The sequence below is a fragment of the Vagococcus fluvialis bH819 genome, assembly GCF_900163795.1.
Lineage (GTDB): Bacteria > Bacillota > Bacilli > Lactobacillales > Vagococcaceae > Vagococcus > Vagococcus fluvialis_A.
Genome location: NZ_FWFD01000002.1, coordinates 46,813 through 71,626 on the forward strand (window position 1 = coordinate 46,813; position 24,814 = coordinate 71,626).

24 protein-coding genes and 1 rRNA gene are annotated in these 24,814 nt (G+C 34.3%); 16 read left to right on the top strand and 9 right to left on the bottom strand.

Translation table 11 applies throughout. The features are described from left to right. The first annotated feature begins 35 nt into the window (after positions 1-35). The 5 genes from FM121_RS00260 to FM121_RS00280 all read left to right on the top strand — a co-directional run bounded on the left by FM121_RS00260 (position 36) and on the right by FM121_RS00280 (position 5,242). Positions 36-1,010: a mannose/fructose/sorbose PTS transporter subunit IIA gene (locus tag FM121_RS00260; protein ID WP_086950155.1), complete on the top strand. Its 975-nt coding sequence runs from the start codon at positions 36-38 to the stop codon at positions 1,008-1,010. A gap of 27 nt (positions 1,011-1,037) precedes the next feature. Next, positions 1,038-1,847 (top strand): PTS mannose/fructose/sorbose transporter subunit IIC, encoded by an 810-nt coding sequence (locus FM121_RS00265; RefSeq protein WP_086950156.1) that lies wholly within the window; start codon positions 1,038-1,040, stop codon positions 1,845-1,847. 18 nt (positions 1,848-1,865) lie between these two features. Further along, complete coding sequence (locus FM121_RS00270) at positions 1,866-2,783, top strand: PTS system mannose/fructose/sorbose family transporter subunit IID (protein ID WP_086950157.1); 918 nt, start codon at positions 1,866-1,868, stop codon at positions 2,781-2,783. Between the two features lie 92 nt (positions 2,784-2,875). Continuing rightward, positions 2,876-3,259 (top strand): DUF956 family protein, encoded by a 384-nt coding sequence (locus FM121_RS00275; RefSeq protein WP_086950158.1) that lies wholly within the window; start codon positions 2,876-2,878, stop codon positions 3,257-3,259. Positions 3,260-3,562: 303 nt separating this feature from the next. Beyond that, positions 3,563-5,242 (top strand): peptide ABC transporter substrate-binding protein, encoded by a 1,680-nt coding sequence (locus FM121_RS00280; RefSeq protein ID WP_086950159.1) that lies wholly within the window; start codon positions 3,563-3,565, stop codon positions 5,240-5,242. A 230-nt stretch (positions 5,243-5,472) separates the two neighbouring features. Here FM121_RS00280 and FM121_RS00285 read toward each other — a convergent pair whose 3' ends face one another. After that, complete coding sequence (locus FM121_RS00285; RefSeq protein ID WP_086950160.1) at positions 5,473-5,817, bottom strand: DUF3899 domain-containing protein; 345 nt, start codon at positions 5,815-5,817, stop codon at positions 5,473-5,475. 86 nt (positions 5,818-5,903) lie between these two features. Here FM121_RS00285 and opp3b point away from each other — a divergent pair, with 86 nt between their 5' ends. Genes opp3b through FM121_RS00305 form a run of 4 tightly spaced genes read left to right on the top strand, consistent with a single transcriptional unit; the run spans position 5,904 to position 9,897 of the window. Continuing rightward, on the top strand, positions 5,904-6,848 hold the full coding sequence (gene opp3b, locus FM121_RS00290) for an oligopeptide ABC transporter permease (protein ID WP_086950161.1): 945 nt from the start codon (positions 5,904-5,906) through the stop codon (positions 6,846-6,848). After that, positions 6,848-7,876, top strand: a complete 1,029-nt coding sequence (opp3C, locus tag FM121_RS00295) for an oligopeptide ABC transporter permease (RefSeq protein WP_086950162.1) — start codon at positions 6,848-6,850, stop codon at positions 7,874-7,876. Before opp3b ends, opp3C begins: the two co-directional genes overlap by 1 nt. A 14-nt stretch (positions 7,877-7,890) precedes the next feature. Beyond that, positions 7,891-8,928 (top strand): ABC transporter ATP-binding protein, encoded by a 1,038-nt coding sequence (locus tag FM121_RS00300; protein WP_086950163.1) that lies wholly within the window; start codon positions 7,891-7,893, stop codon positions 8,926-8,928. Positions 8,929-8,943: 15 nt separating this feature from the next. Then, on the top strand, positions 8,944-9,897 hold the full coding sequence (locus tag FM121_RS00305; protein ID WP_086950164.1) for an ABC transporter ATP-binding protein: 954 nt from the start codon (positions 8,944-8,946) through the stop codon (positions 9,895-9,897). 372 nt (positions 9,898-10,269) lie between these two features. Here the strand turns inward: FM121_RS00305 and FM121_RS00310 are convergent, their stop codons facing one another. Both FM121_RS00310 and FM121_RS00315 read right to left on the bottom strand, forming a co-directional pair. After that, complete coding sequence (locus tag FM121_RS00310; protein WP_086950165.1) at positions 10,270-11,247, bottom strand: LacI family DNA-binding transcriptional regulator; 978 nt, start codon at positions 11,245-11,247, stop codon at positions 10,270-10,272. A 14-nt stretch (positions 11,248-11,261) separates the two neighbouring features. Then, complete coding sequence (locus FM121_RS00315; RefSeq protein WP_086950166.1) at positions 11,262-12,761, bottom strand: sucrose-6-phosphate hydrolase; 1,500 nt, start codon at positions 12,759-12,761, stop codon at positions 11,262-11,264. 177 nt (positions 12,762-12,938) lie between these two features. Here FM121_RS00315 and FM121_RS00320 point away from each other — a divergent pair, with 177 nt between their 5' ends. Beyond that, positions 12,939-14,849: a sucrose-specific PTS transporter subunit IIBC gene (locus tag FM121_RS00320; protein WP_086950167.1), complete on the top strand. Its 1,911-nt coding sequence runs from the start codon at positions 12,939-12,941 to the stop codon at positions 14,847-14,849. A 40-nt stretch (positions 14,850-14,889) separates the two neighbouring features. On the opposite strand, the gene FM121_RS00325 is transcribed toward FM121_RS00320, so the two are convergent. The 6 genes from FM121_RS00325 to FM121_RS00350 form a co-directional block, all read right to left on the bottom strand. Further along, positions 14,890-15,405 carry a GrdB-related putative oxidoreductase gene (locus tag FM121_RS00325; protein WP_086950168.1) on the bottom strand — a complete coding sequence of 172 codons (516 nt, stop codon included), beginning with the start codon at positions 15,403-15,405 and terminating at the stop codon, positions 14,890-14,892. 18 nt (positions 15,406-15,423) lie between these two features. Beyond that, complete coding sequence (gene celB, locus FM121_RS00330; RefSeq protein WP_086950169.1) at positions 15,424-16,782, bottom strand: PTS cellobiose transporter subunit IIC; 1,359 nt, start codon at positions 16,780-16,782, stop codon at positions 15,424-15,426. 14 nt (positions 16,783-16,796) lie between these two features. After that, a complete protein-coding gene (locus tag FM121_RS00335) occupies positions 16,797-17,129 on the bottom strand; it encodes a PTS sugar transporter subunit IIB (protein ID WP_086950170.1) in 333 nt (110 codons plus the stop codon). Between the two features lie 13 nt (positions 17,130-17,142). Continuing rightward, a complete protein-coding gene (locus FM121_RS00340; RefSeq protein ID WP_086950171.1) occupies positions 17,143-18,096 on the bottom strand; it encodes a N(4)-(beta-N-acetylglucosaminyl)-L-asparaginase in 954 nt (317 codons plus the stop codon). A 122-nt stretch (positions 18,097-18,218) separates the two neighbouring features. Then, positions 18,219-18,938 (bottom strand): GntR family transcriptional regulator, LSA1692 subfamily, encoded by a 720-nt coding sequence (locus tag FM121_RS00345; RefSeq protein WP_086950172.1) that lies wholly within the window; start codon positions 18,936-18,938, stop codon positions 18,219-18,221. A 63-nt stretch (positions 18,939-19,001) separates the two neighbouring features. Further along, on the bottom strand, positions 19,002-20,309 hold the full coding sequence (locus FM121_RS00350; protein ID WP_086950173.1) for a Sapep family Mn(2+)-dependent dipeptidase: 1,308 nt from the start codon (positions 20,307-20,309) through the stop codon (positions 19,002-19,004). A 391-nt stretch (positions 20,310-20,700) separates the two neighbouring features. Here FM121_RS00350 and FM121_RS00355 point away from each other — a divergent pair, with 391 nt between their 5' ends. The 6 genes from FM121_RS00355 to FM121_RS00380 form a co-directional block, all read left to right on the top strand. Then, positions 20,701-21,258: a recombinase family protein gene (locus FM121_RS00355; RefSeq protein ID WP_086950174.1), complete on the top strand. Its 558-nt coding sequence runs from the start codon at positions 20,701-20,703 to the stop codon at positions 21,256-21,258. A 223-nt stretch (positions 21,259-21,481) separates the two neighbouring features. Further along, positions 21,482-22,114, top strand: coding sequence for a uridine kinase (gene udk, locus FM121_RS00360; protein WP_086950175.1), 633 nt, complete (start codon positions 21,482-21,484; stop codon positions 22,112-22,114). Positions 22,115-22,141: 27 nt separating this feature from the next. After that, positions 22,142-22,726: a peptidylprolyl isomerase gene (locus tag FM121_RS00365; RefSeq protein ID WP_086950176.1), complete on the top strand. Its 585-nt coding sequence runs from the start codon at positions 22,142-22,144 to the stop codon at positions 22,724-22,726. Between the two features lie 81 nt (positions 22,727-22,807). Then, positions 22,808-23,176, top strand: a complete 369-nt coding sequence (locus tag FM121_RS00370) for a CvfD/Ygs/GSP13 family RNA-binding post-transcriptional regulator (protein WP_086950177.1) — start codon at positions 22,808-22,810, stop codon at positions 23,174-23,176. A gap of 75 nt (positions 23,177-23,251) precedes the next feature. Beyond that, a complete protein-coding gene (locus FM121_RS00375; protein ID WP_086950179.1) occupies positions 23,252-23,617 on the top strand; it encodes a hypothetical protein in 366 nt (121 codons plus the stop codon). 315 nt (positions 23,618-23,932) lie between these two features. After that, positions 23,933-24,814, top strand: a 16S ribosomal RNA gene (locus FM121_RS00380); the annotation flags it as partial.

The following is a 24,814-nucleotide window of genomic DNA, read 5'->3' on the forward strand; positions in this document are numbered from 1 at the left end:
TTTGATAGATAAAAATAAAAGTAGGAGGTAAAGGAATGGTAGGGATTATCCTAGCAAGTCATGGCGAATTTGCGTCTGGTATTTTACAATCTGGATCAATGATTTTTGGAGAGCAAGAAAATGTAGCAGCAGTTACTTTAATGCCTTCAGAAGGACCAGAAGATGTTAAGAAAAAAATGCAAGATGCAATTGCAAGCTTTGACAATCAAGATGAAGTGTTATTCTTAGTTGATTTATGGGGTGGAACACCTTTTAATCAAGCAAGTAGTCTACTTGAAGAACACAAAGAAAAATGGGCAATTGTAGCAGGTATGAGTTTACCAATGGTTATTGAAGCATATTCATCACGTTTTTCTATGGAAAGTGCGCATGAAATTGCCTCACATATTATTGGAACTGCCAAAGAAGGCGTAAAAGTTAAACCAGAGGAACTTGAACCAGAAGTAGAGGTTGCCTCAGCAAATGTACCAGAAGCAGCAGCTGGAAAACCAGGTAAGTTAGACTACGTATTAGCACGTATTGATACTCGTTTATTACATGGTCAAGTAGCAACAGTTTGGACTAAAACAACTGGACCAACACGTATTATTGTGGTTTCTGATGTGGTAGCACAAGATGATTTACGTAAAAAATTGATTCAACAAGCAGCTCCTCCTGGAGTAAAAGCACACGTTGTACCAATCGACCAAATGATTAAAATTTCTAAAGATGACCAACATTTTGGTGGTCAAAAGGCATTATTATTATTCGAAACACCACAAGATGTATTAAGAGCAGTTGAAGGTGGCGTACCAATTGCAACGGTTAACGTTGGATCTATGGCTCACTCACCTGGAAAAGTACAACCGAATAAAGTTTTAGCTTTCAGTCAAGATGATATTGATACATTTAATCAATTAAAATCAGCTGGCGTTTCATTTGATGTACGTAAAGTACCAAGTGACTCAAAAGGTAACATGGAAGAGATTATTAAAAAAGCACAAGAAGAAATCAATAAAAAAAATAGTTAATATTAAGAAAATGGAGGATTAATACTCATGGAATTAAACATTATTCAAATGATATTAGTCGTTTTTGTAGCGTTTTTAGCTGGTGTTGAGGGGATTTTAGATGAATTTCATTTCCATCAACCAGTTATCGCATGTACATTAATCGGCTTAGTTACAGGGCAACTTGTTCCTTGTCTTATTTTAGGTGGAACACTACAATTATTAGCGCTTGGTTGGGCAAATATTGGGGCAGCTGTTGCACCTGATGCTGCACTAGCTTCAGTAGCATCTGCAATTATTTTAGTTTTAGGTGGACAAGGTAAAGCCGGAGTAGATTCAGCAATTGCATTAGCAATTCCTTTAGCTGTAGCGGGTCTTTTACTAACAATTTTAGGACGTACTTTAGCAACTGCATTTGTACATTTAATGGATGCTGCAGCTAAAGAAGGAGACTTCAGAAAAATCGAATTCTGGCACATCATGGCTATTTGTATGCAAGGTATCCGTATTGCGATTCCAGCTGCACTTATTTTAGCAATTGGTGAAGGTCCAGTGCGTGCATTATTAGAATCTATGCCAGAATGGTTAACAGCTGGTTTAGCAATTGGTGGTGGAATGGTAGTAGCTGTTGGTTTTGCAATGGTTATCAACATGATGGCAACAAAAGAAGTATGGCCATTCTTCGCATTAGGCTTCGTTATTGCAACTGTTTCAGAAATTACTCTTATCGGACTTGGTGCAATCGGCATGTCACTAGCTCTTATCTATCTAGCCCTTTCTAAACAAGGTGGCGGATCAGGTGGAAATGGTGGATCAAATACTGGTGACCCTGTTGGCGATATCATCGATAACTACTAAAAGGAGGCGGACATTAAAATGACAGAACAACAAAGAATTGAATTAAGTAAAAAAGATCGTAAATCTGTTTTCTGGCGTTCAACGTTTTTACAAGGTTCTTGGAACTATGAACGTATGCAAAATGGTGGTTGGGCATTCTCAATGATCCCAGCGATTAAAAAATTATATACAACTAAAGAAGATAGAGCGGCTGCTTTAGAGCGTCACTTAGAATTCTTTAATACACATCCATATGTGGCTTCACCTATTTTAGGAGTAACACTAGCTCTTGAAGAAGAACGTGCTAATGGCGCTCCTGTTGATGATGCAGCGATTCAAGGGGTTAAAGTTGGTATGATGGGACCTTTAGCTGGTATCGGCGATCCTGTTTTCTGGTTTACAGTTAAGCCAATCTTAGGCGCTTTAGCAGCAACTTTAGCCATTAGTGGAAATATCTTAGGACCAATCATCTATTTCGTTGGTTGGAACTTAATTCGTATGGCATTTATGTGGTACACACAAGAATTTGGCTACAAAGCTGGTTCTAAAATCACAGAAGATTTATCAGGTGGTATCTTACAAGACATTACCAAAGGTGCCTCAATTTTAGGGATGTTTATCTTAGGATCCTTAGTAAACCGCTGGGTATCGATTAACTTTACGCCAGTTGTTTCTAAGGTGAAATTAGACAATGGTGCCTTTATTGATTGGGATAGCTTACCAAAAGGTATCGAAGGTGTGAAAGTTGCGTTAGAGCAACAAGCTGCTGGATTATCTTTAAGTGAGTACAAAATTACGTCATTACAAGATAACTTAGATAGCTTAATCACTGGATTAGTTGGGTTATTATTAACTCTATTCTGTATGTGGTTACTTAAGAAAAAAGTATCGCCAATCGTTATCATTTTAGGTTTATTCGTTTCAGGTGTTGCATTACACTTAGTAGGTTTAATGTAAGAAAATCTTAGTCTGGGCTAATCAACTGGCTCAGACTATTTTTTTATGAATATGATATAATAATATAAAAAAGAAACGGAGAGATCAAACAAATGGTTGAATCAATCAATACCAAGGTCGATTTGGTAGAAAGTGCAACTTCTTTTTTAGGTTTTACAGATTACGGTAAAATCATGATTGGTGACAAAGGTTTTGAATTCTTTAATGAACGCGATGCGAAGAAATTCATTCAAATTCCTTGGGAAGAAATCGATACTGTCATTGTTTCAGTTATGTTAAAAGGTAAATGGATTCCAAGGTTTGCTGTTAAAACAAAGAAAAATGGAACCTTTACTTTTTCAGCCAAAGATCCTAAAAAACTTCTCCGAGGTATTAGAGAATATGTTGACGCCAATAAAATTGTTAAATCGCTTAGTTTTTTTCAGGTAATTAAACGCTCAACAACACAACTTTTTTCATCTAAAAAAAGTAAATGAGAAATGTTAACTAAATAAACCAATAATCATGGGAATTTTTTTAATTTTTATGATTATTGGTTTATTTTTTATTATTTACTAATTTTTAAAGAAAAGTTTTCAAATTAATAAAAAAGTGAATACTTAGTGGATAAATAAAGAATAATTAGATAGAAAAAAGCACTTTCAAATGATTAATTGTCAGAATATTCGGTTTTTCTAATAAAATAGTAAGTATCTTCTTGCAAAATGATGAGAATTAATATAATATTATTATTATATTTTAATTGAATTTTAATTTTAAGGTAATAGGGGGAAGTAATAATGAAAAAAAGAAAAATTATGTATGTTGGTTTATTATCAACAATGATCTTAACTCTAGCAGCTTGTGGGGGCGGAGCGAGTAAAAATGACTCGAAAGATAAAAGTGCTTCAAAAGGTGAAGAGCAGGTAGCTGCTAAGCAGGAATTTACCGTGAATGTTACACAAGAAATGCCATCTGCAGATTTATCACTTAATACAGATGTAATTGGTTCTGTGGCGCTTAACAATGTTTATGAGGGTATCTATCGTATTAGTAAAGATCAAAAGCCGGAACCAGCTGGAGCAACCGAAAAGGCTGAAGTCAGTGAAGATGGTTTGACCTACAAAATTAAGTTACGTGAAGATGCAAAGTGGTCGGATGGCAAACCAGTAACTGCTAAAGATTACGTTTACGGTTGGCAACGAACAGTTGATCCTAAAACACAATCTGAATATGCTTATTTACACGAACCAGTAAAAAATGCAGCTGAAATTACAGCAGGTAAGAAAGATAAAAGTGAGTTAGGGATCAAAGCAGTTAGCGATTATGAGTTAGAAATCCAATTAGAGAAAGCAACACCATACTTTGATTATTTATTAGCCTTTACAACTTATATGCCACAACGTGAAGATATTGTTGAGAAATATGGTAAAGAGTACACAACAACAAGTGAAAAAGCTGTTTATAATGGACCGTTTAAATTAGCTGATTTTGATGGACCAGGAACTGATACAGAATGGACATACGTTAAAAATGACCAATACTGGGATAAAGAGACAGTTAAATTAGATAAAATTAATGTCAGTGTTGTAAAAGAAGCATCAACAAGCTTGAACTTATTTGAAAGTGGAAAAGCAGAAGATGTTATTTTAACAGGTGAATTAGCACAACAAAAAGCTGATGATCCAGAATTTGTAAGTGAAATGAAGGCATCATCTCGTTATATTGAGTTGAATCAACGTGATGATAAGTCAGAATTTAAGAATGAGGATTTAAGAAAAGCTATTTCATATGCAATTGATCGTGAATCATTAGCTAATCAAATTTTAGCTGACGGTTCAGTAGCTTCAAAAGGATTAGTACCAAAAGATGTTGCAAAATCTCCTAAAGGTGGCAAAGACTTTACTGAAGAAGCCGGTAGTGAGTTAGGTTATGATAGCAAAAAAGCCAAAAAACATTGGGAAAAAGCTAAAAAAGATTTAGGTAAAGAAACAATTAAAGTTGATTTACTAGCTTCAGATACAGATTCATCTAAAAAAGCAATTGAGTTCCTGAAAGGTTCTCTGGAAGAAGAATTACCAGGTCTTAAAGTTAATTTAAGTCCAGTACCATTTAGCGTTCGTCTAGATCGTTCTAATAAAGGTGATTTCAGTATGGTTTATGGTGGTTGGATTGCCGATTACCCAGATCCAAGTAGCTTCTTAGATTTATTTACTGCAGATAATTCATATAACCGTGGACGTTACAGTAATCCAGAATATGATAAATTAATCAAAGATGCAGGTACAACGAATGTTAATGATCCTGAAAAACGTTGGGAAGATATGATAAATGCTGAAAAATTAATCACTAAAGAAGTTGGAGTTGTTCCATTAATTCAAGAAGCAGAAGCGCATTTACGTTCTGATAAAGTTAAAGGTGTGGTATCACATCCATCAGGGGCAATGTTTGATTACAAATGGGCATACAAAGTAGATTAAAATTTGCCTATTTATTTTCAATAGAAAATTTATCAAGTAGTTGGTAAGGAGAATTATTATCTTTGACAAGTTAATAAAAAGAGACTGACCCAAATGTCAGTCTCGTTTTTATTTATACGAATAATTTTAAAAGTCAGCGGATAAAAAAAGTCTACTCCCATGACAACTTCATCATTTGATTTCTAGTTGCTTGGAGCAAAATGACTTTTAACCACCTAATTTCTTAGTCCTTATGATAGAAAATTAAAGAATAGGCTAATAATTAAAAGTGTTCCACCTACACTTAACCAGTATATTGGTTTTTTCTCAAATATTTGAGAAAGTGGGACATAATCTTTTGGTTCATTTTTTTTACGGCGCCACATTAGTTGTTTCATGTTTTTTTGAAAGAAATCAAAAAAACCAGATGAAAGAACTAAGATTGTAGCACCGATAATTATAAAGAAGAGAGAGACTAGAAAGAAGTTATCAGAAAGATAAGTCGTTGTTATTTCTTTTTTTGTCATCAATGTTACTAATGGAATAATTAATGCTAAACTAATAATACTTAAAATTATTTTTTTCTTATTTGTCATAAATAAATACCTTCTTACAAACGTGATAAATTAACTCTAATTCATTTATTAATCATTGTCAAAATATTTTAAAGGGGGAAAAGTAAATGAAGAATTTTGCCAAGTTTTTTCTAAAACGTGTGATGTTCATGTTAATTACTCTATGGTTGATTACAACAATCACATTCTTTTTAATGAAATTACTTCCTGGTTCGCCATATGCTAATCAAGAAAAACTATCACCAGAACAAATTGAGATGTTAAATGAGCAGTCTGGGTTGGATAAACCAGTGATTCAACAATATGGTATCTATATGGGAAACATCGTTCAAGGTGATTTTGGAACAAGTTTCCAATTTAAAAACCAACCTGTTTCTAAATTATTGAAAGAAAGAATTGGGCCTTCCGTCCAGTTAGGAGTACAAGCTATTATTTTTGGAACAATTGTGGGGATTATTTTAGGCGCTATTGCAGCCATGAAGCAAAATACATGGGTTGATACGATAGCAACACTTATTGCCATACTAGGAAGGTCAATTCCTAACTTTGTTTTCGCTGTATTACTACAATATGTCTTTGCTATTAAATTAGGAATCTTGCCTATTGCAAAATGGGATCAAGGATTTATCTCAACCATTTTACCGACTCTAGCACTTTCTATGTCACCTTTAGCTGATTCAGCAAGGTTCATTAGAACAGAAATGGTAGAAGTTTTGGGTAGTGACTACATTGAATTAGCAAGAGCTAAAGGGTTGAGCCGAACGCAGGTTGTCTTTAGACATGGACTTAGAAATAGTTTGATTCCATTAATTACCTTACTTGGGCCACTTGCAGTCGCTTTAATGACTGGTTCATTGGTGGTAGAAAATATTTTTGCAATCCCAGGAATTGGTGAGCAATTCGTAAAATCAATTATGACAAATGATTATCCAACAATCATGGCTGTAACAATTATGTTCTCAGCAATGTTAGTTTTTGTTATCCTTATCGTTGATTTATTATATGGTATTGTAGATCCAAGAATTCGTGTTTCAGGAGGTGGCAAAGAATAATGGAAAAATTAGATATTAAAAATATTCCACAAGAAAAATTTGAGAGAATTTCGATTGAAAATAATTTAGATCGTGAAAAAATTAGTGCTCCTTCTTTGAATTTTATACAGGATTCATGGCGTCGACTCAAAAAAAATAAGGGAGCTGTTATTTCTCTTATTATTTTAGGAATTGTAACCTTGTTAGCTTTTGGCTCTATCTGGGTATCACCACATGATCCAACGAAACAAAATCCTAAATATATTAATTTACCACCAAAAATTCCAGGTATTGGAATAGATGGATTTAATGGAACTGCTGTTGTCGGTGGAAAACGTATTGATAAATATGAACAAGCCAAAGTTCCAGAAGGTGAACATTTTTACTTAGGAACAGATGGTCTGGGTCGTGATGAGTTATCTCGTTTATTAATGGGAACTAGAATGTCATTAATTATTGCTTTTGTAGCAGCATTTCTTGATTTAACGATAGGTGTTATTTATGGGTTATACTCAGGCATGAAGGGCGGTCGAACGGATAATGTCATGCAGCGGATTCTAGAGGTTCTATCTGGTGTCCCTAACTTAGTGGTAATGATCTTAATGTTAATGGTGTTCAAACCAGGTCTTATGTCAATTATTTTAGCAATGATCGTGACTGGATGGATTACTATGGCTCGGATTGTTCGTGCCCAATCATTGAAAATAAAGGACCAAGAATATGTTTTAGCCGCAACTACTTTAGGTGAATCTCAATCTAAAATTGCGATTAAACATATCTTACCAAATATTTCAGGTGTTATTATCGTGCAGATGATGTTTAGTATTCCTTCAGCGATTTTCTTTGAAGCTTTCTTAAGTTTTATTGGATTAGGACTAACGCCACCAACAGCTTCACTAGGTACTTTGTTAAACGAAGGGTACAAGACGTTTAGATTTTTACCTCACTTAATGTGGGCGCCAGCGATTACGCTATCAGTTATTATGATTTGTTTCAATTTACTTGCTGATGGTTTACGTGATGCTTTTGACCCGAAAATGAATGATTAGGATGGTGATGAAAAATGGAAAAAGTATTAGAAGTTAAAGACTTAAATATCTCATTTGATACTTTTGCTGGTAAGGTTCACGCCATTCGTGGGGTCAACTTTGATTTGCATAAAGGTGAAACACTAGCAATTGTAGGAGAATCAGGTTCAGGAAAATCAGTAACAACAAGAACAATCATGCGTTTATTAGCCAATAATGCCAATATAGATGAGGGTAAGATTCTATTTAAAGGGGAAGATTTGGTTCATAAAACAGAGAAAGAGATGCAATCGATTCGTGGGAAAGACATTGCCATGATTTTCCAAGACCCGATGACATCTCTAGATCCAACTATGAACATAGGGAATCAAGTCGCTGAATCTTTAAGGAAACATCGTAAAATTTCAAAAAAAGATGCGTTAGATCGTGCCTTAGATTTATTAAATTTAGTAGGAATTCCAAATGCTGAAAAACGGTTAAAAAATTATCCCCATCAATTTTCAGGTGGGCAGCGTCAACGGATTGTGATTGCTATTGCTTTGATTTGTTATCCAGAAGTTTTGATTGCTGATGAGCCAACCACAGCGCTTGATGTAACAATCCAAGCACAAATTATTGATTTAATGAAAGATATTCAGAAAAAAATTCAAACATCGATTATCTTTATTACCCATGATTTAGGGGTAGTAGCTAACGTGGCTGATCGTGTAGCGGTTATGTACGGTGGTCGAATTATTGAAATTGGAACAGCGGATGAAATTTTTTATAACCCACAACATCCATATACGTGGGGCTTATTAAGCTCAATGCCTACTTTAGATAGCAGAGGTCAAGAGCTATATGCAATTCCAGGTTCGCCACCAGATTTACTGGATCCACCAACAGGAGATGCTTTTTATCCACGTAATGAATATGCGATGCAGATTGATACAGAAGAGGCACCACCATTCTTTGATGTTTCCCCGACGCATAAAGCTGCTACTTGGTTATTAGCACCTAACGCACCAAAAGTAACGCCACCAGATGAGATTGTTCGTCGTCGTGAGAAATACAAAGGACGCTTTGGTGCGTAGAAAGGGGGAAATCTGATGGAATCTATAAAAGATAAAAAATTATTGTTAGAAGTAAATAATTTGAAACAATATTTTAATGTTGGCCGTCATGATGAAGTGAAAGCAGTGGATGATATTAGCTTTTCGATTTATGAAGGTGAAACATTTGGTTTAGTAGGAGAATCTGGTTGTGGAAAATCAACAACAGGACGAAGTGTTATTCGTTTGTATCATCCAACAAGTGGTGAGATTAAATTTAACGGGGAAGACGTTTCAAAAATTAAAGGACGTAAAAACCTCAATCAATTTAGACGAGATGTTCAAATGATTTATCAAGATCCCTACGCCTCTTTAAACCCAAGGATGAAAGTGAAAGATATTATTGCTGAGGGAATTGATGTTCATGGTTTAGCTAAAACGGATGCAGATCGAACAAATCGAGTCAATGAGTTATTAAAAACTGTAGGACTTGATCCAAGTCACGGGACACGTTATCCTCATGAATTCTCAGGTGGCCAGCGTCAACGTATTGGTATTGCTCGTGCTTTAGCAGTAGAGCCTAAGTTTATTATTTGTGATGAACCAATCTCGGCATTAGATGTTTCGATTCAAGCACAAGTAGTTAACTTATTGCAAGAACTTCAAGAAAAAGAGAATTTGACTTATCTTTTTATCGCCCATGATTTATCTATGGTGAAATATATTAGTGATCGAATCGGTGTCATGTATTATGGTAAATTAGTTGAAGTTGGATCTGCAGAAGAGATTTATAATCATGGACTACATCCTTATACAGAAAGCTTATTATCCGCTATTCCGTTGCCAGATCCTGATTATGAACGAACACGTCAACGTATCACTTACACACCACAAGTGGATGATGGAAAGATTCGTTCGTTACGAGAAGTAGCACCAGAACATTTTGTTTATTGTAGTGATGATGAAGTTGAAATGTATCGCAATAAACTCCAAGCAAAGAAAGATCAGTAGTTATTTTCCCCCGCTACTGTTTCTTATAAATACTAAAGAGAGGATGACAGTTTTAAAGTCATCCTCTCTTTAGTTTTTTTGCGTGTCCTAGTAGTATGGAGCAGAACGATTGTTTATCCACTATGTTTTAGTTAGGGATAAAAAATCTACTCCTTCGATAACTTCACTAATATCAAGCAATCCAAAGAACGTATTGTTTGATATTACCTCCAGTTACTTGGAGCAAAACGATTGTTTATCCACCCTGTTTTAGTTAGGGATAAAAAATCTACTCCTTCGATAACTTCACTAATATCAAGCAATCCAAAGAGCGTATTGTTTGATATTACCTCCAGTTACTTGGAGCAAAACGATTGTTTATCCACCCTATTTTTATACAGTATTTGATTTTATGATTTTAACGGGTAATTCGAAATTTTTAATTTCTTTTTCTGGATTTTTAATTTTTTTTAATAATAATTCGACTAAAAGATTAGCATAATCAGGAATTGGTTGAGCAATTGTTGATAACTGAGGGTAATAATTTTGAATAAATTGAGTGCCATCATAACCAACAATTTTAACATCCTGAGGAACTTTCAATTCTAATTTATCTAATTGTTGCATGGCTAAGATAGCAGTTAAATCATCTGTGCAAAAAATACCATCAAACTGATTTTCTTCTAAAATTTGTTTGATTTTAGTTGATTTAATGATAGGAGAAACTGGCGTTGGAAAATGAAAAACATGCTCCGTTAATTTATTTTCAGAAATGGCAGATCGATAACCATCAACGCGTCGATTAGTTGGTGAAAGAGAGTCATTTTTACCAGAGAAGATAGCAATATTCTGACATTTTGCATCAATCAGAGTCTGGGTTGCTAGCTGTCCACCTAAAAAGTTATCACTACCGACAATCGGGATAGATTCTCCTAAGTGACGGTCAAAAGAAACAATAGGTAAAGAAACATTTTCATATTCTTTAATACCTAAGTTATGAGAACCAGTAATAATCCCATCAACTTTATTACCAATTAACATTTTAAGATAACTTCTCTCTTTTTCTTTATCACGTGCGCTGTCACATAGAATAACTTTGTAGCCTTGATTAAATAAATTTTCTTCAATTTTTTCAACTAATTCTCCGTAAAAAGGATTAGAAATAGAAGGAAATATTAATCCAATCAGCTGAGTTCCTTTCCCTTGAAGAGACCTAGCTAAAGAATTAGGAATATAGTTTAATTCATCCATCGCTTGATGGACTTTATCAATTGTTTTTTGACTGAGTGATCCGTAATTGTTAATTACACGGGAAACTGTCGTTGGAGAAACGCCTGCTTTTTTAGCGACGTCCGTTAATTTAATGGTCATGTTCTTCACCTAACTTAATTTTTCATCTTGCGTAGTGAGTATATTGTACCAAAAAAATCACCATTCTGTCCTTCTATCATTAAATTAGTTTGATGATCTTCTGGAAAAATACGGCTAGTCATGACATCTTCACCTTTATTTATAAAAATTTCAATCGTGGATTGGTCCACAAAAATATCCAACTCTAATTTCTTGTTTTTAGGTACTATTAGAGAACGTGTAACACCAAATTCTTCTGCAAAAGAAACGCCAGCGTGCTGACGATCAATTTTTAATACTCCTTTTTTTGTATCAAAAAATAATTTAAATGATTCTTCTGCGGAATTATCAGAAAATAAATGTAAAACACCTGAAGAGTTAGAACTAAAAGATAGATTTAACTCATAAGAATTAGTAGTATTTTTTGCGATAGTTTTTAAGTCGGATGTTAGAGTTCCTTTTATTGAAGTAGCATCTTCCCTTAATTCTGCTGTTTCAATAACAGGAAATTGGTATAATTTTCCCTCTTTAATAGTTAGTTCTTTAACCAAACTTAAACAATGTGCCCAACCATCTTTAAAAGTAGGATAATCAATTTCTGGTAATCCAAGCCAACTAATACTTAAACATCTACCGTTTTCATCTGTAAAAGCTTGGGTAGCATAAACGTCAAATCCATAATCAAGGTTTTTAATTTCTGAAGGGCTATTAATAGTTAAATGTTTTAAATCAAAAGAGTCTCCCAAAATATAAGTATTCGGATAAATATTTTCATAAGACATAATAGACTTATCTAAACCTTGAGGACAGAATATTAAAAGTGGTTGCTCCTCAACAAATAATAGATTCGGACATTCTACCATGAATCCTATTTTCTGATGAGTGTAGTTTAAATCACCTAATAAATCCCAATCAGTTAAATTAGTAGATTCAAAAATAATAATTTTTCCTTCTTCATCAGAGTTTTGAGCGCCAAGTATCATCAAATAATTACCTTTATAAGAAATAATTTGAGGATCACGAACATGATCAGTGTAGCCTTTGATTGGAAAATCAACCAAAGGGCTGTTGATTTTTTTGATAGTACTGTCTTTTTTCATCATGGCACCTAGTTGATAGGACTGTCTATGCCATTCTTCATCTCGCACATTGCCAGAATAGGAAAGAAATAATTCTTCTCCAATGGGGAAGGCAGTTCCTGAATAAACACCGTGACTATCAAAAGTATAACTAGGTTCTAGCGCAATTCCTTTTTGAGTCCAGTCAACCAAATTTTTGGAAGTCAAATGGTACCATGATTTTAAACCATGAACAGCGCCAAATGGATAAAATTGATAAAAGAGATGCCACTCATTATTGAAGTAAGAAAAACCATTAGGATCGTTTAAAAGTCCAGATTTAGGTTGTATATGATAGTTAAGTCTCCACGGAGCATCTTTAACATTTTTTTCTAAAAAGGATGTATAATCTTTACTCCAATTTTTATAGGATTGATAGCGTAATTCTCGTGACCATTCATTAATTACTCGCGTCATATTATTCAACTCCTTTTTTATACGTTTATCATAAATAATATAGCATCAAATGTCAAACGAACAACATTGATTTATTAATGTTAAAAAGTCTTTTTTATATTTTTTTGTTAAACGTTTGACAATTTCAGGAATCTAAGTATTATATTAAGTATAAAGATAAAAGAAGGGGAGAGAGAAATGAATCATAAAAAAGTTGCTCAAGAGATTCAGAAAGCTTTAGGGGAAGACAACTTGGTTGGTGCAGCGCACTGTGCGACACGTTTAAGATTAGTTGTTAGAGATAAAAAACTTATCAAGCAAAAAGAATTAGATGATAACGAAGACGTTAAAGGAACGTTTGAAGCCAATGGCCAGTATCAAATTATCATTGGTCCAGGGGATGTTGATAAAGTTTACAAAGAATTGGTTTCGCTTACAGGAGTGAAAGAGGCTTCTACAGATGATTTAAAAGAAATTGCTAATAGCTCGGGTAAAAAGCCGAATCCGTTTATGCAATTAATAAAAGTTCTTTCAGATATTTTTGTTCCAATTGTTCCTGCATTAGTTGCTGGTGGTTTATTAATGGCAATTAATAATGTACTAACGTCCCAAGGTTTATTTGGTCCACAATCAGTGGTTGAAATGTATCCAGCTATTAAAGATTTAGCATCAATTATTAACTTGCTATCAGCTGCGCCATTTGCTTTCTTACCGATTTTAGTTGGTTTTTCAGCAACAAAGAGATTTGGTGGAAACCCTTATTTAGGAGCTGCAATGGGGATGGCAATGGTTATGCCAGATTTAGTTAATGGTTATGGGGTGGCTAATGCAATCTCAGAAGGTACTATGCCTTATTGGAACGTATTTGGTTTGAATATTGCACAAGCCGGTTATCAAGGGTCAGTTTTACCAGTTCTTGCAGTGGCATTTATCTTAGCAAACTTAGAAAAATTCTTCCATAAACATATCAGTAAAGCATTGGATTTTACATTTACACCTATGTTGAGTTTGATTATTACAGGGTTTTTAACGTTTGCGATTGTTGGACCATTTATGCGTGGTGTTTCTGATGGTTTAACGGATAGTTTGGTTTGGTTATATGAATCAACAGGAGCTTTTGGTATGGGGGTGTTTGGAACATTCTACTCAACGATTGTTATCACAGGACTTCACCAAAGTTTTCCAGCAATTGAAACGACATTGTTAGCAGATGTTGCTAAAACAGGTGGTTCATTCATCTTTCCAGTAGCTTCTATGGCAAATGTTGCACAAGGTGGGGCAGCGTTAGCGGTGTTTTTCTTAACTAAAAGTGAAAAGCAAAAAAGTTTAGCTTCATCAGCAAGTTTGTCGGCCATGCTAGGCATTACAGAGCCAGCAATTTTTGGTGTAAATTTAAAATTAAAATACCCATTTATCTGCGCCATGATAGCTTCAGGTATTGCTTCAGCTTTTATTGGCTTCTTTCACGTATTGGCAACAGCAATGGGACCAGCTAGTGTGATTGGCTTTATTTCAATAGCGACATCATCTATTCCAATGTTCATGATTGGGATCGTCATTAGTATTATCATTTCGTTTACATTAACATTTATGTATGGAAAGAAAAAAATGAAAAAAGATACTACGGAGGAAGAATTGATGAAGTCGGCAGTTGATAGAGAAACAGTATACGCTCCTGTTCCTGGTGAAATCATTGAGTTGAAAAATGTAGCGGATCCTGTTTTTTCTTCTGAAGCAATGGGAAAAGGGGTAGCAATTATACCTAGAAAAGGTGAGATTATAGCACCATTAAACGGAGTAATAACAGCGCTCTATGAAAGTAAACATGCTTATGGAATGGTGACAGATAGTGGAATAGAACTACTAATTCATATTGGAATTGATACAGTATCTATGTCAGGAGATGGATTTGAAAGTTTTGTATCTAAAGGACAACATGTGGCTCAAGGGGAAAAAATAAGCACTTTTGATATTGAAAAAATTAAAAAGAATGATTTAGATCCAACAGTAATGTTGATTGTCACAAATACATCTGAGTATGAGACTATCTCAGTTTTAAATCACGGAAATATTAATCAAAATCAAGCAGTATTGGCAGTGAGTAAATAAAAAAGAGACGAATGACTTTTGAAGTTATTCGTCTCTTTTCTTAAAATAGTAACTCAGAGTAATTAGTGATATCTTCTTTATGAGCTTTTCTAGAAGTGACTAAAGCCATATTTTTAAAAGAATCTTGCAAACCAATGCCACCTTTTGAGGGCATTTTAACAATTGTAATTTCATTTTTAAACAATTCTGTAGCAGGATTTTCAATTGCCATGGAAGCAACTGATGAAATTCCGCTAGCTTCAAAAGCTTTGGCTAATCTAGCAGCCATCTCACCAAAATTAGGATATTGCATGGCTGGACCGCAAAGTACAGCATCAATTTCAAATTTTTGAGCAAATCCAATAAATTTTTTTTCTACTTCTTCTGCATGTGATAAATAGTATTGATCACCACAAAATAAAGTTGCAACAAGATCCACATCAAGAGATTGAAACATAGGTTTTAAAATTTCACCAGGACCAAGTGCAGATTTTTTACCGCTAGGAGGTAGCATAGCATTTTCATCACTGCCCATTCCAGCTTGAACATGGTTTAAAATTAGAGCTATTTTTTTCATTATCTGTCATCCTCCGAGTTATAAGGCATCAAAATCAAAATCATCAAAACTAATGTCATCTTCTTCTTTTTGTTCTAAAGCGGCAGCTTCTTCTCTAAGGTACTGATTATCCATTACTTTTATAAATGGATAATAGATAAACATGCCTAGTATGAAAAGAATTCCCTGAAGAACGGCACCTTGCCAACCACTGACTAGTAATCCAGAAAAAATGATAGGTGTTGTCCACGGTAGCTGGATTCCATTAGTAAAAGGTACTAGCCCAAGATTCATAGCAAAGTAAGCGATGATAATATTCACTGTAGGAACTAGAACGAAAGGAATTAAAATAACTGGATTTAAAACGATAGGTAAACCAAAAATAATAGGTTCATTAATACCAAAAATTCCTGGTACTAAGGATAATTGTGATAATTTTTTGATTCGCTGACTTTTACAAACAATAATCATAACAACAATTAAAGAAAGCGTAGAACCTGCACCACCAAAAGTTGCAAACATATCTTGAAATTGACCTGTAATAATGTTTGGAATCGGTAGACCGTCTTTATATGCTTCAAGATTTTCCATAGATAACGCACGTAAAACAGGATTGAAAACAGCTCCAACGACGCTACCACCATTAATTCCAAAAAACCAGAAAAAATGTAAGAATAAGTAAGCAATGACCATAGCACCTAAAGTATTACCAAGAGATAAGAGAGGTGCTTGAAGTAATTTAAAAATAACCTCTTGTAAGTTTCCATAAGGTGTTAAGGCTGAAAGCCAATTAATGATAAAAAAGAAAAAAACAACGACAAAACTAGGAATAAGTGCCTCAAAAGACTTCACAACTGTGGGAGGCACACCATCGGGCATTTTAATAGTCCATCCTTTTTTTAGAACCCAAACAAAAAGTCTAGTAGCTACTAAAGCAGTGATCATTCCTAAAAATAAACCTCTAGAACCAACCCACTTTAAGGGCAAGCTACCTACTTCGTAAACTATTTCTGTATCTACTGGGGTAAAAAAAGTAACATAAGGTGTAACAATGAAGAAGGATACCAAAGATACAACTGCTGCTTGCATCGCATCTTCATCAAACTGCTTAGCTAAACTATAACCAATACCAGCTACAGCAAGAATTGTCATTACATCAAAGCTAGCATTTGCAGGGACGGACATATGTTGAGCCCATTCCGAACCAAGAACAGCGGACATCCAACCGTCCCATTGCGATAAAGGAAAGTTTGCGATTAAAAGAAAAAGAGAGCCTACAATTAGTAAAGGGGTAGATAATAAGAATCCATCTCTAATGGCAATTAAATACTTATTCTCACCAATCACTCGGGCCATTGGTGTTAACATTCTTTCTAACCAATCTAAAAATTTTTTCAATAAAATCGACCTCCCTAGTCCTTCTTAAATGTTTTAATAACTTTTAAAACGTCTTTTAGAGCTTTTTCACCGTTCATCATTCCGTACGCTTCTGGATCGATAGAGCAAACGGGGATTCCTTGTGGTTCATACTCTATTTTTGTTTTTTCAAGGATGAATCTAACTTGAGGACCTAAAACAATCGCTATTGGTTTTTCTTTCTCGACCATTTCTTTGGCTCTACCCACTGGATAAGCAGAAATTTCAAGCGGCATATCATGTGATTTGACAACCTCCATCATTTTATTAACCATAATACTTGTCGACATACCTGCATCACAAAATAAATAAATTTTCTTAATGTTCATTATATTTTCCTCCTTAATTTATAGGTGCTTTTATTCTTTTCTCATATGCTGCTAACCACTCGTTGCTGATAGGTTCAATAGTCGTAGAATGATTTTCTCCCATATTAGCAATAAAAATTGCAGGACTGTCATCTTGATTTCCAACTGAGAAGGTGAATTCCACATTTGTGGCAACTCCCCATCTTCCTTGATTATCCATAGCAATAAGAGAAAACGCGCCAGCTTTGCCCTGTCTTTCCGTTAGTAAATCATGAAAAGGATAAACTGTTTGATCACAAGCTTCTTGGGGTGATAAACCTTCTTTCATTTTTCTAACGATTTCATAGGCTAAACAGCCTTTCATCAAGTCTTCACCCAAGCCGGTCGCAGAAGCACCACCAATGCTACTATCCACGTAAAATCCAGAGCCTGAAAGAGGTGAATCTCCAACGCGTCCAGGTCGTTTCATAAAAAGTCCAGAGCTTGAAGTTCCGACTGTCATACTTCCCTCTTGATCTAAAGTGACTACTCCAACCGTATCATGACCGTCATAGGGGCTTAAATTATGTTTTTTCATATTTTCTAGGCGATTAGACCAAATTTTTTTAGCTCTATCCGTCAGCATTTTTTTTTGTTCAAAACCTTCCTCAATAGCATAATCAGTAGCACCTTGACCAACTAAAAAACTATTAAATTTTTGTGAACTTAATTTTCTTGCAACTGAAATTGGATTTTTTATATCAACAATGCCTGCGATTGCTCCTAACTGAAAGGTATCGCCATTCATGAAAGCGGCATCCATTTCTAAAATGCCTTTAGCATTTGGTAGACCACCAAAACCAACTGATTTGTAATAGGGATAATTTTCTACAGATTGGATGATTACTTCAAGAGCGTCACCAGAAGATCCATTTTTTTTAAGCAAATCCATAGCTTTAACAATTCCGTCATGAGCCATTCGCCAAGTTGCAATAGTACCGTATGTCATTTAATCATCTCCTTTATATATAAATTAAAACCGTTTACATTTAAAATTATATATTAGTATATACTGTTTTGTCTATACTAATATAAAAAAAGACAAAATGTCTGAACATTTTGTCTTAACTATTAATTACGGTGTAAAATATTTTTGAAAGTATACTTATCAGCGCGGTAGTAAGATTTGTCAAATAAAATTGGTTGACCATTTGCTGAATAAGTTGTTGTATGGACAAGAAGTAAAGGCTGTCCTTGCTCAACCGTTAAATAATGCCCTAATTCTTCTGTAGCTAAAATAGCTTCTATTTCTTGATGAGAATAAGAAATATCAGATTTTTCTTCAATTAACTTAAAAATAGAGCCAGTTAGATTTTTTTTTAAAGTTGGTTCATCCAATAGTGATTCTTTAATAAAAACCTCTTCAATTGTCATCGGATCTTGGTCGAAAAGTCTGAGGCGTTTAACATGGAAAACAGATTCTCCAATTAATTGAAGGTTTTCTTGAACTTCTTCAGGAACTGAAGTTAATTTTTCAAATTTAATTAAACGAGCATTTGATTTTTTTCCGTAAACTTCAGCACTTTCTGAAAAACTTAGCAAACCATTTTTTCCACTTTGGAATTTATCAGTTTGCTTCATAATATAAGTTCCTTTACCTTTTTGTTTAACCAGAATATTTTGATTGATTAGTAAATCAATTGCTTTTCTGATAGTAAGTCTACTAACGCTATACTCTTTGGCTAAATCATACTCAGAGGGTAACTTTTGTTCTGAGCTATATGAACCCTCTTTGATTTTAATAGAAATTTTATCAGCAATTTCTTTGAAAATATTAGTTGTATTTCTCATAGTGGAGTCCTCTCGTACATAATAGAGGTATTATATCATGAATAAAAGAGTGATACATGAAAATTACTCTCCTAATTGTGCTAGTAAATAGGTATAAATTTTAAGATTTGTCATTAAATCATTTTTAGCCATATATTCATTTTTATTATGAGCAATCCCTTTTTGACCTGGAAAAGAAGGACCAAAGGCAATAATATTAGGCATCGATCTAGCATAAGTAGCGCCTGTTGTAGTAACGGGGGTTCCATCGAGTCCAGTTATTTCTTCATAAACCTCAGTCATTCTCCTAATCATAGGATGCGTTTTATCAAAATAAGTTGATGGCATCTCACGATTGATGCTTAATGTTGTATCAGGAGGTAATACACGTTCTAAGTTAGTAATAATGGCTTCCTTTTGTATCGTGACAGGATATCTAATGGAAAATTCTAGTTTAATTTTATTATCTATTATTTCTAAGTTAAAAGGGGTTAGTGCAAGTGAACCAGATTCTTCATCTGAAAAATCAATTGCTAACCCAGACCCATCGTGTTTGTCATGAAATGAGCGATACAACCAATTAGCGTAATCAAGAAATTCACCAGTAACTAATTGTTCTTGGACTAATTTTTTTGAAAATAATGTAATAACATTTTTACCAATATCAGGTGCGTTACTAGGAGCTCTTTTACCTTTTACATCAAAAAAAACATCATTAATTGAAAAAGATAATGTATCTGGTACGGCACTTCGATCAAAGTTACCTCGAAAATGAGTTAAGCTACTTAAAGAATTATCATGAATGGTTGTGACCAATTCTAAACCTAAAATGCCTCGCTCGCCATAAACGGCAGGGTACTTACAATCAGGTGTGTATCCATAACTAGGAGGATTTTCTTCTGATAGATACATAGGAATATCAGAAGAACCACTCTCTTCATCTGTTCCAAATATGATACGGATTGTCCTAGAAAGTGGAAAATTCAGTTCTTTTAAAATGTATAAGGCGTAAAGATTTGCTATTATGGGGCCTTTGTTATCCAGTACTCCACGACCATAAAAGGAATCATTATTTAGTGTTAGATTGAAAGGCGGATAATCCCAATCAGTACCTTCGTGAACAACATCTAAATGGCCAACAACTCCAATATAATCTGTATCATCATTGCCTAATTGGGCATACCCAACAGCATTTTTTATTATTTTAGTTTTGAATCCTAGCTCTTCGGCAAGTTTAAGGGTTTCAACCAAAGCTTTTTTTGGACCAGTACCAAAAGGGGCATTAGGAATTTTTTCGCCTTTAACACTATTAATCTGCATAACTCTAGTTAAACCTTCAATAAATTGAGGTTCTATCTCTTTAAGTTTGTTATCTATATTATCAATTGTCATGAAAACACTCCTTTTTATTTTTAGTATATACTGTTTCGGGTGAGGGTGCAAAATAGTAATGATTATTATTTAGTTAAACGTTAAAATTTTTTAGTAGACAGTTTTTATTGAAATATAAAATAATAAAGTAATAAATTAGATAGGATGAAGAAAATAATAGGTAAGTTAAACCTATGCTATTATTAAAAATTGTACAAAAATGTTATGGATCAAGCTTTGTGAAAAAAACGTTAATAAAATTCATTAATAGCACTTTTTTTATCAATATTTTCGTAACGTTGAGAAAAGTTTGATAAGGCGGGTTTTTTAAAAAAGAGATATACTATGAACATAGCAGAAGAAAGTACGTCGATACTAGAAATAATCGGTGTTAATATAGGAGGAAACTATTATGAAAAAAATAGGATATGTGTATGCATCAAATGAAGAGAGCTATGTAAAGGAACAAATTGAAGGGTTAAAAAGTTTTTCAATTGAAACTGTATCTATAGAAAAAGAAGACATGTCAGAGATTAGCCAAAGCGATATTGTATTAAGTCAAGTAGTAGACAGCTTAGAATCTGGCGACCAATTAGTTGTTTATGAATTAAGATGTTTAGGTAAGTCTATTATTCAGTTGGCTGAATTTTTATCAAATTTAAAAGCTAAAAATATTCAATTAGTTGTTATCAAAAAAGGAGCGGCGTACAGCGAGATTAAAGATGCACCTTATGTTGAAATGATTCTAAAAATTGCTGAGATGGAAAAATTAATTATTAGAGAAAGAACAACAAAAGGATTACAAGAAGCTCGTCGTAAAGGACGTGTAGGTGGACGACCAAAAATTTCAGAAGAAACAATTGAACAAATCAGATTCTTGTATAATAACAATCGATATACATTGCGTCAGATTGCTGAAGAGTGTAATATTTCATTAGGAACAGCTTATAAATACGTTCAAGAAAGATAAATATTAAAAACCTAAGTCTAGCTTAAATTCTAAGACTTAGGTTTTATTATGATTAATTCTTTTTTGTAGGAGCGAGATGATAATAGTATTTTTTGGGCTGTATAATCAAACTTTTTAAGTTGTTTATAAAAAATCACCAAAATAATCACTAAAATCTTGAAAGTAGAGCTGTGATAGAGTAGGATATCAAAGAAGGATTAAAAAGATTAAGTGAGGGAAACGCATGCAAACAAAAAAAGAGCGCCCCATTGTAATTGGTGTAACTGGTGGTTCTGGAAGTGGTAAGACAAGTGTTAGTCGTGCAATGCTTGAGGCATTACCTAATCATTCGATTTTGTTATTTGAGCAAGATTCTTATTATAAGGATCAAAGTCACTTATCGTATGAAGAGAGATTAAATACTAACTATGATCATCCATTAGCATTTGATACGGACCTGTTGATTGAACATTTGAAGAAGTTGATGGCTTATCAGTCGATTGATAAACCGGTCTATGATTATGAGGCTCACACAAGAAGTGACAAAGTTATTCATCAAGAACCTAAAGAAGTTATTATAGTAGAAGGAATTCTTATTTTAGAGGATGAAAGATTAAGGGATTTAATGGATATTAAAGTTTACGTTGACACTGAGGATGATATTAGAATTATTCGAAGGATTAAACGTGACATGGAAGATCGTGGTAGATCTTTGGATTCTGTTATTGGTCAATACTTAGGTGTTGTTAAACCAATGCATCATCAATTTATAGAACCAACTAAGAAATACGCTGACATTATTGTTCCAGAAGGTGGAGAAAATCAAGTAGCAATTGATCTTTTAACAACTAAGGTAAGAAGTATTTTAGAAAAATAAATTATTTATATAATAGGAGGAAGTCACATGAATCAATTTCCACAATTAAATTTAGAAGAAAATAAAGTAACAGCGCTTATTAAAACAAATAGAGGTAATATCACAGTAGCATTATTTCCTGAAAAAGCACCTAAAACAGTGAAAAATTTTATTGAATTAAGTAAAAAAGGGTATTACGATGGTGTAATTTTCCACCGTGTTATTTCTGATTTCATGGTTCAAGGTGGCGATCCAACTGGTACTGGTATGGGTGGCGAAAGTATTTATGGTGCAAAATTTGAGGATGAATTTTCAAAAGACTTATTTAACCTTAGAGGAGCATTGTCTATGGCTAATGCTGGACCTAATACAAATGGCAGTCAATTTTTTATTGTCCAAAACCAAAATGTACCAGCTAATATGCTTAGTCAGTTAGAGGGAGCAGGATTCCCAGAAGAAATCATTGAAGCATACAAAAATGGTGGAACACCATGGTTAGATTTTAAACATACAGTTTTTGGTCATGTTATTAAGGGTATGGATGTTGTAGATGAAATGTCTACTGTAAAACGTGATTCTCAAGATCGTCCACAATATGATATCACAATTGATGGAATTGAAATAACAGAGTAAATAGAAAGAACCGAGAGTATTATGCTCTTGGTCTTTTTTTATGTTAAAATACAAAAGAGAAAATAAATAGGAGTAGACTATATGAAATATAAAATAGGAATGGTAATCACAGGTGAAATAACAGGGATTCAACCATATGGAGCGTTTGTCTCTTTAAAAGATAACCATCAAGGACTAATCCATGTGTCAGAAGTAAAACATGGCTTTATAAAAAATATTACTGAAGAATTAGAGATTGGTCAAAAAGTAAAAGTTAAAGTAATTGATATCGATGAATACACAAAAAAAATTAGCTTATCTTTAAGAGTATTACAAGAAAATCCGCCGATTGTTTATCGGAAAAAAAAATACTTTACTAATAAAAATAAAAAAATTGGTTTCCATTCTATAGAAGAACGTTTGGATGGATGGATTGATGAAGCTCTAGAAGAAACGTTGGAAAATAACTGATTTATTTCTGAAAATATGCTATACTTCTTTTTGTCATTAAAAAGTTAAATAAAAAGACTTAAGAGGTGGAATATGTTGGAACAAGCAAAAGTAGCTGGAACAGTTATTCTGAATCAAGAGGGTGGACATAAAAAATTTCTTGTTAAGAAGATTAGTGATCAAGTAGAACTAGTTATGACTGACATTGACTCAGAATATACAAGTTTGGCTTGCATATTGAATGAGTTTAGAGATGAAGTCCATTTGAATACTAAAGATATGGATTTGGTAGAACTAACAAATGTGAATATAGGTAGTTCTAATGTTCCTCTTTTTGTTTTTAGTTTAGAAGAGAAAGATAATTTCAATTTAGATACAGACCTTTTTTTCTGGGAAGAGCCAGCTATTTTAAGAGAAATACTGCAAAAGTTCCAAATAAGCGGTGTTCCATATTTAACCTAAAAAAATACTAAGTTTTTTATTGACTTAGTATTTTTTATCTGATATTATATAAAAGTTGATTGAAACTTTTCTGTAACATTTGTTACTAGAAATAAAAAACAAAAATATTGTTGACACAATCAAAAATAAATGTTATATTAATTAAGTTGTTACGACAACGGAATAGACCTTTGAAAACTAAACAAAGTAAGACAAACCAAATGTGTAGGGCGTTTCTACTTAGTAGAAACAAACCATATTTAGTGAATAACAAGCAACAATTCGCTAGCAAGTTTTAAAATTAATGAGCTAAACATCTTCGGATGTTAATCAACTTTTATTGAGAGTTTGATCCTGGCTCAGGACGAACGCTGGCGGCGTGCCTAATACATGCAAGTCGAACGCTTTGATTTCCACCGGAGCTTGCTCCATCGGGAATCAGAGAGTGGCGGACGGGTGAGTAACACGTGGGCAACCTGCCCAACAGAGGGGGATAACACTTGGAAACAGGTGCTAATACCGCATAATTTGTTTTCCCGCATGGGAGAATAATAAAAGACGCTTCGGTGTCACTGTTGGATGGGCCCGCGCTGCATTAGTTAGTTGGTGGGGTAATGGCCTACCAAGACCGTGATGCATAGCCGACCTGAGAGGGTGATCGGCCACACTGGGACTGAGACACGGCCCAGACTCCTACGGGAGGCAGCAGTAGGGAATCTTCGGCAATGGACGAAAGTCTGACCGAGCAACGCCGCGTGAGTGAAGAAGGTTTTCGGATCGTAAAACTCTGTTGTTAGAGAAGAACAAGTGGGAGAGTAACTGTTCCCACCTTGACGGTATCTAACCAGAAAGCCACGGCTAACTACGTGCCAGCAGCCGCGGTAATACGTAGGTGGCAAGCGTTGTCCGGATTTATTGGGCGTAAAGCGAGCGCAGGCGGTCTTTTAAGTCTGATGTGAAAGCCCTCGGCTCAACCGAGGAAGGTCATTGGAAACTGGAGGACTTGAGTGCAGAAGAGGAGAGTGGAATTCCATGTGTAGCGGTGAAATGCGTAGATATATGGAGGAACACCAGTGGCGAAGGCGACTCTCTGGTCTGTAACTGACGCTGAGGCTCGAAAGCGTGGGGAGCAAACAGGATTAGATACCCTGGTAGTCCACGCCGTAAACGATGAGTGCTAAGTGTTGGAGGGTTTCCGCCCTTCAGTGCTGCAGTTAA